Source organism: Afipia dichlorophenoxyacetatis (assembly GCF_055386385.1).
Genome location: NZ_AP029250.1, coordinates 4,570,481 through 4,583,053, shown reverse-complemented (window position 1 = coordinate 4,583,053; position 12,573 = coordinate 4,570,481). Strand labels below are relative to the sequence as shown.

Genomic DNA, 12,573 nt, shown 5'->3' with positions numbered 1-12,573 from the left:
AGAGACGGATGATGGACGAACAGAATTCCACACGTCGGAAATTCCTCGCGGTCGCTGGCGGCGCAGCTCTGGTCAGCGTGATGCCGATCGTGAGCGTGCGGCCTGCAAGGGCCACGCCGGACTCGATGGCCGCAGCTATCCGCCATGTGACGGGCGGTACGCCAGTCAATCCCGGCAAGGTCAAGCTTGATGTGCCGCCCTTGGTCGAGAATGGAAACACCGTTCCGCTCGTCGTTTCGGTCACGAGCCCAATGACGGAAAAAGACTACGTTACCAGCATTCACGTTTTCAATGAAAAGAACCCGCAGCCGAATGTCGGCAATTTCTATCTGAATGCGCGCTCCGGACGTGCTCAGGTTTCGACCCGCATCCGGTTGGCGGACACCCAGACGATTACTGCGATTGCCAGGCTTTCGGACGGTTCCTTCTGGTCGACCACGGCGGACGTCGTTGTGACGCTTGCCGCGTGTACTGAGGAGGCCAGCTGATGGCGCCCGCATTGATCAATGTTCCGCCGAAGGCAAAGCGCGGTGAGGTCATTGAGATCAAGACGTTGATGTCGCACATCATGGAGACGGGTTATCGTCACACGCCAACGGGTGAGGTAATCCCGCGCGACATCATCACCCATTTCACCTGCCGCTATAACGGCGTTGAGATATTCCGCGCTGATCTATTCCCGGCCTTTGCGGCGAACCCGTTCATCACTTTTTTTACGACAGCGACCGAGAGTGGCACGTTCAATTTTGAATGGACCGGGGACAAGGGCTTTTCGGAAACTGCTTCTGCGAGCATCATTGTCGAATGATTTTCATCCGCGGCATTGCCGGATGGCTCCTGTTCGCGATGATCGCGTCCATCCTATGTGTTTCTGCAGCTGAAATTCCGCAGGCAGAGCGCCGGTCCGGCGCGACGTTCATGTCTGTCGATACCCAGGCGATGCAGAACGAGGATACCGCTAATCCGGGCATGCTCTGGGTGCTTGACGGGGAAGCGCTCTGGAAAGCCAAGGCTGGAACGGCTGATCGCGCCTGCGCCGATTGTCATGGCGACGTCCAGATCAGCATGCGCGGCGTGGCCGCGCGATATCCTGCGTTCGATGCGACGTTGGGAAAACCTGTCGATCTCGAACAGCGGGTCAATCTTTGCCGCATCCGTCATCAACAGGCGCAACCGTTTGCAAACGAAAGCCGCGGACTCCTTGCTTTGACGGCTTTGATTGGGCGGCAGTCACGCGGCCTGCCGATTGAAAGCGGCAACGACCCACGGCTTGATCCCTTCATCAGTAAGGGGCGTGAGATCTTCATGCGCCGTCAGGGGCAACTGAATCTGGCCTGCGCTAATTGTCATGACGACAATTGGGACAAGCATCTTGCGGGTTCTGCCATCACTCAAGCTCATCCAACGGGCTACCCGCTTTATCGGCTGGAATGGCAAAGTCTCGGATCGCTGCAGCGCCGGCTGCGCAACTGTATGGTGGGTATGCGAGCCCAGCCTTACGATGCCGATGCGCCCGAGACCGTGGAGCTTAAGCTCTATCTGATGTCACGGGCGCGCGGGATGGCGGTGGAGACGCCGGCTGTGCGGCCGTAACGGCCGCGCAGCCTTTATTTCAGAAAGAAGGGCTGGATGAGCGTTACCGTCCCTTCCATTGCGGCGCGCGCTTCTCCGCGAAGGCTTTCGGGCCTTCGATGTAATCTTCGGAAGCTGCCAGTGCACGAACGGCGGGGTAATCGCGCTGCTCGGCCATTGCCTGCTCGAGTGAAACGCCGAGGCCGCGATGAATCGTCTGCTTCGATGCGCGGATCGACATCGGGCCGTTTTGCAGGATCAGATTTGCCCAGCGCTCGGCAGCTGACAGCGCCTGCCCCTGAGACACCACCTCGTTGACGAAGCCGAGTTCAAATCCCTCGCGTGCCGAAACGTGACGTCCTGTAAGGATCATGCCCATGGCGCGCTTGAGACCAATCTGGCGCGGCAGGCGCTGCAGTCCGCCTGCCAGGGCCGCAAGACCGACGCGCGGTTCAGGCAACGCAAACACCGCGTTCTCCGCAGCAATGATCAGATCGCAGGCAAGCGCGATCTCAAATCCGCCACCCATGGCAACGCCGTTGACGGCCGCGATGATCGGCTTGTTGCAGTCAAAACGCTCGGTCAGACCTGCAAAACCGCTCTTGTCCCAGCCGCGCTTGCCGCCCGCAGCTTGCCATTTCAGGTCGTTGCCGGCGGAGAATGCTTTCTCTCCAGCGCCTGTCACGATGGCGATCCACTGCTCGGGATCGTTGGCGAACTCGTCGAACACGCGATGCAATTCGAAGTGCGCCGGCGAATGCATTGCATTCATGACTTCGGGGCGATTGAGCGTGACGATGGTGATGTGGCCCTTGCGTTCGACCTTGGCGAATTCATACGTCATTGTTCTTGTCCTTGGCGTTTCTTGTGATGCAGCATTGCGGATCTGATCCCGCTTATGCTGCTGTTTTAGCCGAGGCGCGCCGCTCTATCTAGCTGGTCACAGGAACGTTTTGTTCGATGCCCGCGCGATCTTGCGACGCGATAGCGCGGCGAAAGCCGTCCCGTTTCTTCAGGCGCGACCAGTATGCACTGATTGCCGGAGGGAATTGCACAGCTAGACCATTGGACTGCGCAAACATGAGTGCATAGCCGACCGAGATGTCAGCCGCCGTGAAGCGTCCGGCGCAGATCGTGTCCGAATGAGACACGATGGCATCCACACCTCTCAAGCGAGCCAGGAACCAGCGCGCATAGTCCGCCGCTGCTTGAGGGTTCTTTCGCTCGTCGGGCTCAAGTTGCGCGTAGCGAAAATATATCGTCTGCGGGAACGTCAGCGTGGCTTCGCCGAAATGAAGCCAGTTCAGGAATGCGCCGTAGGCAGGTTCATCCGGCGTCACCGCTAGGGTGGAAGGACCGTAGCGCGTGACAAGGTATTGGCAGATGGCTGCGGACTCGGTCATCCGCGTCTCGCCATCGATCAGAAGCGGGATCGTTCCCAGCGGATTAAGTTCGAGATACTCCCGTTGGAGAAAGCGCGGAGGAAACGGGAGCATCCGCAGGTCATAGGACAGGCCAAGCTCTTCGAGCGTCCATAGCGGCCTGAACGAGCGGGCATTGGCGCAGTGATAGAGAGTTAGCATTCTCGCAAGTTCTCCCTTTCACTGCAATGCATCAGCGTCCCTTAAACACCGGCTTGCGCTTCTCCATGAAGGCGGTGCGGCCTTCTTCATAGTCTGCGCTCTTGAAACACTGATTGACCATATCCTCGCAGCGCTTCATGTCGCGCTTCAATTCGTCCTTGCAGGCTTCGCCAACGATGAACTTGATCGAGTCGACCGTCAGCGGTGCATTGGCGGCGATCATCTCGGCATAACCCTTCACATAGGATTCAAGCTCAGAGTTCTCGACCATGCGATTGACGAGGCCCATCTCGACCGCTTCCATGGCATCGAATTGCCGCGCGGTGTAGAAGATTTCCTTGGTGAACGATGGACCGACAACGTCCATCAGCCGCTTCACGCCGGGATAGCCGTAACCGAGGCCGAGCTTCGCCGCCGGCACCGCGAAGCGCGCATCTTCTGAACAGATGCGCAGGTCGCAGCAGCTTGCCAGCCCCATACCGCCGCCGACGCAGAAGCCGCGGATCTGCGCGATGGTCGGCTTCGGGAATTCGTGAACGCTTGCATAGGCGGCTTCGACCGCTTCGTTGTAGCGCTTTACGCCTTCCTCGGAAGAGCGTTCGTCGCCGAACTTGGAGATATCAGCTCCGGCCACGAAAGCTTTGTCGCCGGCACCTGCAAGTACGACGACCCGAATCTCGGGATCGTTGGCATATTCACCGATCAATCGGGTGCAGGCTTGCCACATTTCCAGCGACATCGCGTTGCGGCGCTCGGGATTGTTGAAAATTATGTAGCCGACGTTGCCGTCCTTGCGGGAGAGTACTTTGTCGGTCTGGGTCATCATTGAGGTCCTTGGAATTGAAAAAAGTCAGACAACCTTGCTTTGCTGAAGCGAGGCGATCTCTTGTTCAGTGAAGCCGAATTCCGCGAGCACGTCCTTCGTCTGCTCGCTGACAAGAGGCGGACGAGCAGCCATCCGGCTTGGTGTGCGTGACAGTGTGAAAGGTTGTCCGACCAGACGTGTGTTGGTGTCCGGAACATCCTGCGCAATGCCGAGGTGTTTAACCTGTTCGTCATCGAACACTTGGTCGATGGAGTAGATCGGTCCACACGGTACGCCAGCGGTGTTGAGGATTCCGACCCATTCATCGGTCGTTCGCTTTGTCAGATAAGTCTCGATCGCGGCGTTCAGCGCATCGCGATTCTTGGAGCGCGAGGTGGTCGTCGCATAGTCAGGATTTTTCAGCAAATCGGGTGCCTCAATCGCCGCCGCGAAGCGTTCCCAAATCTTCCCGCCGGTGGTTGCGATATTGATGTAGCTGTCGCTCGTCCTGAACACGCCAGTTGGGATGCTGGTGGGGTGGTTGTTGCCCGCCTGCTTTGGCACTTCATTGTCCATCAGCCAGCGCGCGGCCTGGAAGTCGAGCATGAAGATCATCGCCTGCAGCAACGATGTCTGCACCCATTGACCTTCGCCGGAGACATCGCGTTCCAGCAACGCGGTCAGAATGCCGAGTGCGCAGAACAAGCCTGCGGTAAGATCGGCGACCGGAATGCCCGCACGCACGGGCCCCTGACCCGGAAGACCGGTGATCGACATGAGTCCGCCCATGCCTTGCGCAATCTGATCGAAGCCGGGGCGCTTGCTGTAGGGGCCATCCTGGCCGAAGCCGGAGATGCTGGCGTAGACGATGCGCGGATTGATCTTGCGCATGCTGTCGTAGTCGATGCCGAGCTTGGCCTTCACATCAGGGCGGAAGTTCTCGACGATGACATCCGCCTTCGCGACGAGACGCTTGAAGACCTCCAGGCCCTTCGGGTCCTTCAGATTCAGCGTCATCGCACGCTTGTTGCGATGAAGGTTCTGGAAGTCAGGGCCGTGGCGAGGCCCGCCGGGTTGCTCGCTGTCTGCGAGATCCGCCGGGGCCTCGATCTTGATGACGTTTGCGCCCCAGTCGGAGAGCTGGCGTACAGCGGTTGGACCGGAGCGTATCCTCGTCAGATCCAGCACTGTGAAGCGGGCTAGAGCCTGTGAGGCCCTCGGAAACGTCATATGGCTCTCCGTGGAGATTATCCGGCGTTGGCGACGAGACCGGCGGCTTCGATGCCGGCCAGTGCGCAGATTTCGTCGTTATCGGACGTATCGCCGCTAATGCCAATAGCCCCCAAAAGCACACCACCCTTGTCCTTGATGAGGACCCCGCCGGGCACCGGGACCAGCTGGCCGCGTGCCATGGTGTTGATGGCATCGACGAAATAGGGCTGCTCGTTGGCGCGCTTGAAAATGGCGCGGGAGCCCATGCCGAGTGCCAGAGCGCCGTAGGCCTTGCCGTGTGCAATCTCTGCGCGCAGCAGGCTGGTGCCGTCCTGGGCCACGACGGTCTTGATGCAGCCGCGGGCGTCGAGCACGGCAACCACCAGCGGGTTGATCTTCAGTTCCTTGCTCTTGGCGAGTGCGGCATCGACGATCTTGCGGGCGACGTCGAGGGTGAGGTCGGTCATGAGGCAATCCTTTTTGATGGTTTTATGAAAGAGCAGGGTTTTTGGCCGCGCCTTGGTCGAGGCTTATGGCAAGGACGCGGGCCACATGCAACGCACCGCGACCAGCGCCGTCCTTGATTTGATGTCGGCAGGAGGTGCCGTCGGCGACGATCAGCGCGTCATCTCCCGCGCCACGCACGGCGGGCAGCAGCGATGCTTCGGCCATTTCAAGGGAGACATCGTAGGTATCGGCGCCATAGCCGAATGCGCCGGCCATGCCGCAACAGCTGGATTCGATCTTCGTGACTTTCAGGCCCGGCACGAGACGCAGGATCTTCTCCACCGGCGCAAATGCGCCGAACGATTTCTGGTGACAATGACCGTGGACAAGCGCGCTTTTCTCGATGGCGCCCAGCGGAAGCTGCAACCGACCGGCTTCCGCCTCGCGCACCAGAAATTCCTCGAACAACAGGGCCTTCTTGCTGACAGCCTTCGCCGCGTCGTCGGAACGCAGCGACAGCAATTCATCGCGCAAGGTCAGCAAGCAGCTCGGCTCAAGACCGACGATCGGCACCCCACGTTCAGCGAAAGGCGTCAGCGTTTCAACCACGCGTTTCAGTTCGGCTTTGGCGTTATCGACAAGCCCGGCCGACAGGAATGTGCGGCCGCAGCAGAGCGGCCGGCCGCCATCGAGCGCGCGGGGTAGGTGGACACGATAGCCGCCGTCGACGAGCACGCGCAGGGCCGCATCGAGATTTTCGCGTTCATAGGAGCGATTGAATGTGTCGGCGAAAAGAACAACTTCGCGGCCGTCGGTGGGGCCATAGGCCTCCGCCGCAGGATTGAAGGTGTCACGCCGCCACGCCGGTAAATCGCGCTGTGCACTGATGCCGGCTAACTTTTCCAGCAGCCAGCGCAAGGTTGCGCTTTTGTTGCGAAGATTGGCGAGCGGTGCGAAGCGCGAGGCGAACCCGGCATAGTGCGGGAGATAGCCGACGAGCCGGTCACGTAACGACAAACCGTATTTGTTGGCGCGTGCGGCCGACACTTCGATTTTCATCTTCGCCATGTCCACGCCGGTGGGGCATTCATGGCGGCAGGCTTTGCAGGAGACGCAAAGCTTCATCGTCTCCATCATGTCGTCCGATGTCAGCGCGTCCGGACCTAGCTGCCCAGAGATCGCGAGCCGCAATGTGTTGGCACGGCCGCGCGTCACGTCTTTTTCGTTTCGAGTGGCCCGATAAGACGGGCACATCACGCCGCCTTCTAGCTTTCGGCAGGCGCCATTGTTGTTGCACATCTCGACGGCGCCCTGAAAGCCGCCGGCGGCGCCTGGATAGGCTGACCAGTCGAGGACCGTCTTTAAGTCCTGCACCTTGTAGTCAGGCTTGTAACGAAACAGCGAGCGGTCATCCATCCGCGGCGGATGGACGATCTTGCCTGGATTGAGCGTGTTGTCGGGATCGAAACGCTCTTTCACTTCCTCGAAGGCGTGAACGATGCGTGAGCCAAACATGGTTTCGTGGAATTCGGAACGAACGATGCCGTCGCCATGTTCGCCGGAATGCGAGCCCTTGTACTCGCGGACCATCGCGAAAGCTTCTTCGGCGATGGCGCGCATCGCCTTGACGTCCTTGTCCAGCTTGAGATTGAGAACCGGGCGGACATGGAGGCAGCCCTCGGAGGCGTGGGCGTACATGGTGCCGCGCGTGCCGTGCTTCTCGAAGACCTTGTTCAGACGTTCGGTGTAGTCCGCAAGGTGCGGCAGCGGCACCGCGCAATCTTCGACGAAGGAGACGGGCTTTCCTTCCTGCTTCATCGACATCATGATGTTGAGGCCGGATGTGCGGAAGTCCGAGATCGCAGCTTGCATCGCAGGCTCGACGACATCCGCGACGCCGCCCCAGCGCCGCTTCGGCTGATCCCAGCCGAAGCCGAGGTCGCCCATTAGCTCACTCAACTGCTTCAGCTTGGCGAGGTTTGCGGCCTGATCGGCCTCGGCGAATTCGACAACGAGCAGGGCCTCCGGTTCACCGCGCACCACGGCTTCAATGGTGGGCCTGAACATCGCGATGTCACGGCCGAGCGCGATCATGGTGCTGTCGACGAGTTCGACGGCGATCGGCTTTAGCTTGACGAGGTGCTGTGTTGCGTCCATCGCCTCATAGAAGCTGCCGAAGTGACAAACGCCGAAGACCTTGCTGCCGAGCAACGGCCAGAGCTTCAGCTCAACCTTCGTGGTGAAGGCGAGCGTACCTTCCGAGCCCACCAGAAGATGCGCCATGTTGTTGGTCGGGCGCGGCGTCAGGGCGTCGAGATTGTAGCCGCCGACGCGGCGCTGGACGTGGGGAAAGCGCTCCGCAATCTCACCGGCTTCGCGCTCGCCGAGCGCCAGCATATCGCGGAACAGGTCGCGGCCCGGTTGCTCGGTGTTCTGCCATGCCGTATCGCGTGCGACTTCCCCAAAGTGTAGCAGCGTGCCGTCTGCGAGCGCGGCGTCCATAGAGATGGTGTTGTCGCGCATGGTGCCATAGCGCAATGACCGTCCACCGCAGGAATTGTTGCCGGCCATGCCGCCGATGGTGGCGCGCGATGCAGTCGAAACATCGACCGGAAACCATAGCCCGTGCCTCTTGAGCTGACGATTGAGATCGTCGAGCACGATACCTGGCTCGACCACGCAGGTCTGCTTCTCGACATCCAGCGAGAGAATGCGATTGAGATGTTTGGAAAAGTCGACGACGAGACCCTCATTGACGGTCTGGCCGCATTGCGAGGTGCCGCCGCCGCGCGGCGTGACAATGCGTCCGTCATTGCGTCCGATCGCCAGTGCGCGCAGCGCCTCGTCCATAGTCCGAGGAACGACCACGCCAAGCGGCTTGATCTGATAGAACGAGGCGTCGGTTGCGTAGCGGCCGGTGCTGAAGGAATCGAACAGCACATCGCCAGTGATTTCACGCGACAGGCGCGCGGCGAGGGCACTGTCCTGCGCTGTTGTTGGTTTTTGTGCGGCCTTCTGCTGAGCCATTGTGAATCTCGATCAGGATGTAACTGAAGTGGGCAACTCGGAAGCGCCCATTGATTTTTACGGACTGTCGTTAAGCGCCGACACGTCGGCGGGCGGACTCGTCGGCTGATGCTCGCGTACGTACTCGCACACGGCTTCGCATTTGCCGCGCATGTGGTCGAACATCAGCTTACCCATTTTCTCGCCATCGCGACGGCGCAGCGCGTCGACGATAGCTTCATGCTCGCGCATCGCGTCGCTCAGGCGGTCGCGGTGAATGAGATTCGCTGAGTAGCGCAGGCGCTTCACAATCGCGTTCGCTGTCGCATAGTTCGCGCTCAGAAAGGGATTAGCGGCAGCATCCACGATGGCCTGATGAATCTTCTGGTTTAGGCGGAAATAGTCCGCGAGCTCGTGCCGCAGATAGTGGGCATACATTTCCAGATGCATGCGCTCGATCGCAGCGATGTCCTCGTCCGAAATGCGCTCGCAGGCAGTGCGCCCGGCGACGAAGTCGAGGCCGGCGATCAATTCAAAGAGATTGCGGATGTCGGCTTCGGAAAACTGACGGACGCGCGCGCCGCGGTTGGGGAGAAGTTCGATCAATCCTTCCGAGGCCAGCACTTTCAGAGCTTCGCGAAGCGGGGTGCGGGATACGTCGAACCGTTCGCACAGTTCACGCTCGGGGATGCGGCTGCCCGGTTCAAGATGGCCTTCGACGATGTAATCGCGGATTTGGCTCAGGAGATCGCTGTGCAGCGATACTGGCTGCGTCTCGACAATCTCCAGTGATGTGGCTCTCAAAAGATTATTCAAAATCCGATGCCTCCGGGATTGTGAAGATCGCGCGCTGGATTCGAGAATCGCGGGAATTCGCACGCGTCACGAGGTCTAATGTCCACAAATCTAGACGTAGCGGATTTTTGGGTTGTGAAAAAGAATAATCTGAATACAATCCGCGCCAACAAAATCTCGCATTGCACAAATTTTTGCATGCAAAATATCGGGAGCGCCGCGCACCATGTCCAACAGCACAGTCCACACCGGGCGGCATTTTCTTCAAATTCCGGGTCCGACCAACGTTCCGGATCGCGTGCTGCGTGCGATGGACATGCCGACCATCGACCACCGTGGACCGGAGTTCGCCCAGCTTGGGCTTGAGGTGATCGAGGGCAGCAAGAAGGTCTTCAAGACCAAGAATCCTGTCATCATCTATCCGTCATCCGGCACCGGCGCGTGGGAAGCCGCGATCGTCAACACGCTGTCTCCCGGCGACAAGGTGCTGATGGTCGAGACCGGACACTTCGCAACGTTGTGGCGTGCGATGGCGGATAGACTGAAGCTTGATGTGGAATTCGTGCCGGGCGATTGGCGCCGTGGTGCTTCGCCTGAAGACATTGAAGCGCGCCTGTCGAAGGACAAGGATCACGCCATCAAGGCCGTGATGGTGGTGCACAACGAAACGTCGACCGGCGTCACCAGTCGCATTCATGACATCCGTAAAGCGATCGATGCGGCGAAGCATCCCGCACTGTTTCTGGTGGATACCATCTCGTCGCTTGGTTCGATCGATTACGATCACGATGGCTGGGGCGTGGACGTCACCGTGTCATGTTCACAAAAGGGCCTGATGTTGCCGCCAGGCCTCGGCTTCAACGCCGTGTCGGACAAGGCTCTCGAAGCCTCGAAAAAGAACAATATGCTGCGGTCCTATTGGGACTGGCACGAGATCATCGCGGCCAACAAAACCGGTGGGTGGTCCTACACGCCTGCAACGAACATGCTCTATGGCCTGAAGGAGGCCATTGCGATGCTGATGGAGGAGGGGCTGGACAACGTGTTCGCCCGCCACAAGCGACATGCAGCAGCGGCACGCGCCGCGGTGGATGCATGGGGATTGGAAAATCTCTGCCTCGATCCACGCGAATACTCACCGATCCTCACCGCGGTTGTGATGCCCGAGGGGCATGATGCGGATCAGTTCCGCAAGGTGACGCTCGATAACTTCGACATGTCGCTCGGCGCAGGTCTCAGCAAGATCAAGGGCAAGGTTTTCCGCATCGGCCATCTCGGTCATTTCAACGACCTGATGCTGATGGGCACGCTCTCGGGCGTCGAGATGGCGCTGGGGCTTGCGAAGGTGCCACACAAGGCCGGCGGTGTGATGGCAGCAATGAATGTGCTGACCGGAAACGGCGCAGCTGCGACAAAAGCGGCTGTCGCCTGACCTTCGGTTGGCGACGCTTGAATTGATGCTGTGAAATCCGCAGGATAGCGGAGAAGGACAAAAGTCCGGTCAAGCCGGCTTAAAAACGCCACAGGGAGAGACGCATGAAGAATTTCATCAGGGCTACAAGTGTGCTTGCGACGCTGGCGGCGGTCACGCCCGCCGTGGCTTGGGAGCCCACAAAGCCGGTCGAAATCGTCGTCGCTGCAGGTGCAGGCGGCGCGTCCGACCAGATGGCGCGTATGATGCAGGCCGCCATTCAGAAGAACAATCTGATGAAGCAGCCCATTATCGTGTCGCTTAAGGGTGGTGCGTCGGGTGCGGAAGCCTTGATGTACATGAAGGGTAGCGATGGTGATCCGAACAAGGTGTTGATCGCCTATTCGTTGATCTACATGCTGCCGCTATCAGCAAAAATTCCGTTCAACTGGCGTGACCTGACGCCGGTCTCCATCATTGCCATGGACCAATTTGTGCTGTGGGACAACGCGAGTGGTCCGAAGACGGTGAAGGAGTTTATCGAAGCGGCGAAGGCAGCAAGTTCGCCGTACAAGCTCGGCGGTACCGGCTCGAAGCGTGAAGACCACGTCCTCACTGTGTTCATGGAAAAGAAGACCGGCGCGAAGTTCTCTTACCTGCCGTACAAGTCCGGCGGCGAGGCTGCGACGCAGCTTGTCGGCAACCACGTCGAGGCGAACGTCAACAATCCGTCGGAAAATCTTGAAGTCTGGCGTGCTGGGCAGGTGCGGGCGCTCTGTGTGTTCGACAGCGAGCGCATCTCCTACAAGACCAAGGTGACCGAGACGCAGTCGTGGAACGATATCCCAACCTGCAAGGAAGAAGGTCTCGACATGCAGTATTTGATGCTGCGTGCGATGTTCCTGCCCGGCAAGGTGACGCCTGAGCAGACCGCTTTCTATGATGATCTGTTCAAGAAGATAACGCAGACGGCGGAATACAAGGACTATATGGAAAAGCAGGCTTTGAAGCCGGTCTATATCGACGGCAAGGAGATGCTCAAATTCCTCGAGGAAGACGACGCGCTCAACAAGTCGCTCATGACTGAAGCTGGCTTCGTCGCGAAGTAAGATACGCACTCGTCAGCCGGTGCCGTCATCTGGCGGCGCCGGCTCCAATTTTCTGCGTCAAGCGAACCTGCGGCAATTTCATCATGGCAAATCAAGACATCGAAATCGTTGTCGAGGATCCGACGGCGCCTGAGGAGAACTCTCCCGCCGTCACCGACAACCGCACGGTTGAAGCGACGGTCATGGTCCTGCTGTTCGCGTTAGCGATTCTGCTCGGCTGGGACAATTGGCGCACCGGCGCGTCATGGGACGATACGGGACCGCAGGCTGGCTACTTCCCGTTCTATCTCTCGATTATTCTCGGCGGCGCTTCGGTTTATGGTTTGATAAGCGAGCTGGCGAAGCGCAGCGAGCCGTTGGAAACTTTCGTCACCCGCGCCCAGCTTCGACGCGTGCTGCAGGTATTCGTGCCGACGTTTCTGTTCTGCTTCGCCATGCAGTGGCTCGGGCTCTATGTCGCGAGCTTCCTTCTCATTGCAGGCTTTATGGCGATCATCGGGAAGATCGCGTGGTGGAAGTCTCTGCTGACGGCTTTCATCTTCGTCGCCATCATGTTCGTGACGTTCGACATCGCGTTTGACGTCATCATGCCGAAGGGACCGCTCGAAGCGGCCTTCGGTCGCTAGAATTCAA

13 protein-coding genes are annotated in these 12,573 nt (G+C 59.3%); 6 read left to right on the top strand and 7 right to left on the bottom strand.

The window, feature by feature from the left end:
- Positions 1 to 8 precede the first annotated feature (8 nt).
- The 3 genes from ACZ5C3_RS21460 to soxA are packed head-to-tail and all read left to right on the top strand — an operon-like array spanning position 9 to position 1,593.
- Positions 9 to 488 carry a SoxY-related AACIE arm protein gene (locus ACZ5C3_RS21460; protein WP_464032847.1) on the top strand — a complete coding sequence of 160 codons (480 nt, stop codon included), beginning with the start codon at positions 9 to 11 and terminating at the stop codon, positions 486 to 488.
- Positions 488 to 808, top strand: a complete 321-nt coding sequence (gene soxZ / locus ACZ5C3_RS21455) for a thiosulfate oxidation carrier complex protein SoxZ (protein WP_464032845.1) — start codon at positions 488 to 490, stop codon at positions 806 to 808. Before ACZ5C3_RS21460 ends, soxZ begins: the two co-directional genes overlap by 1 nt.
- Positions 805 to 1,593, top strand: coding sequence for a sulfur oxidation c-type cytochrome SoxA (gene soxA, locus ACZ5C3_RS21450; RefSeq protein ID WP_464032843.1), 789 nt, complete (start codon positions 805 to 807; stop codon positions 1,591 to 1,593). Before soxZ ends, soxA begins: the two co-directional genes overlap by 4 nt.
- 43 nt (positions 1,594 to 1,636) lie before the next feature.
- Here soxA and ACZ5C3_RS21445 read toward each other — a convergent pair whose 3' ends face one another.
- From ACZ5C3_RS21445 to ACZ5C3_RS21415, 7 genes are all read right to left on the bottom strand, one after another.
- Complete coding sequence (locus tag ACZ5C3_RS21445; protein ID WP_464032841.1) at positions 1,637 to 2,416, bottom strand: enoyl-CoA hydratase-related protein; 780 nt, start codon at positions 2,414 to 2,416, stop codon at positions 1,637 to 1,639.
- An 88-nt stretch (positions 2,417 to 2,504) separates the two neighbouring features.
- Complete coding sequence (locus ACZ5C3_RS21440) at positions 2,505 to 3,155, bottom strand: glutathione S-transferase family protein (RefSeq protein WP_464044260.1); 651 nt, start codon at positions 3,153 to 3,155, stop codon at positions 2,505 to 2,507.
- Between the two features lie 31 nt (positions 3,156 to 3,186).
- The gene (locus ACZ5C3_RS21435) at positions 3,187 to 3,978 is read right to left on the bottom strand and encodes an enoyl-CoA hydratase (RefSeq protein WP_464032839.1); all 792 of its coding nucleotides are present in this window, start codon (positions 3,976 to 3,978) and stop codon (positions 3,187 to 3,189) included.
- 27 nt (positions 3,979 to 4,005) lie between these two features.
- On the bottom strand, positions 4,006 to 5,190 hold the full coding sequence (locus ACZ5C3_RS21430) for a CaiB/BaiF CoA transferase family protein (RefSeq protein WP_464032838.1): 1,185 nt from the start codon (positions 5,188 to 5,190) through the stop codon (positions 4,006 to 4,008).
- A 17-nt stretch (positions 5,191 to 5,207) separates the two neighbouring features.
- Entirely contained in the window at positions 5,208 to 5,639 is a 432-nt protein-coding gene (locus ACZ5C3_RS21425; protein WP_464032836.1) for a GlcG/HbpS family heme-binding protein, read from the bottom strand.
- Between the two features lie 22 nt (positions 5,640 to 5,661).
- Entirely contained in the window at positions 5,662 to 8,646 is a 2,985-nt protein-coding gene (locus tag ACZ5C3_RS21420) for an FAD-binding and (Fe-S)-binding domain-containing protein (RefSeq protein ID WP_464032834.1), read from the bottom strand.
- 57 nt (positions 8,647 to 8,703) lie between these two features.
- Entirely contained in the window at positions 8,704 to 9,429 is a 726-nt protein-coding gene (locus tag ACZ5C3_RS21415) for a GntR family transcriptional regulator (RefSeq protein WP_464044259.1), read from the bottom strand.
- Between the two features lie 217 nt (positions 9,430 to 9,646).
- Here ACZ5C3_RS21415 and ACZ5C3_RS21410 point away from each other — a divergent pair, with 217 nt between their 5' ends.
- The 3 genes from ACZ5C3_RS21410 to ACZ5C3_RS21400 all read left to right on the top strand — a co-directional run bounded on the left by ACZ5C3_RS21410 (position 9,647) and on the right by ACZ5C3_RS21400 (position 12,566).
- Positions 9,647 to 10,852: a pyridoxal-phosphate-dependent aminotransferase family protein gene (locus ACZ5C3_RS21410; protein WP_464032828.1), complete on the top strand. Its 1,206-nt coding sequence runs from the start codon at positions 9,647 to 9,649 to the stop codon at positions 10,850 to 10,852.
- A 104-nt stretch (positions 10,853 to 10,956) separates the two neighbouring features.
- Positions 10,957 to 11,940 carry a Bug family tripartite tricarboxylate transporter substrate binding protein gene (locus tag ACZ5C3_RS21405; protein ID WP_464032826.1) on the top strand — a complete coding sequence of 328 codons (984 nt, stop codon included), beginning with the start codon at positions 10,957 to 10,959 and terminating at the stop codon, positions 11,938 to 11,940.
- Positions 11,941 to 12,023: 83 nt separating this feature from the next.
- On the top strand, positions 12,024 to 12,566 hold the full coding sequence (locus tag ACZ5C3_RS21400; RefSeq protein ID WP_464032824.1) for a tripartite tricarboxylate transporter TctB family protein: 543 nt from the start codon (positions 12,024 to 12,026) through the stop codon (positions 12,564 to 12,566).
- The last annotated feature ends 7 nt before the right edge of the window (positions 12,567 to 12,573 follow it).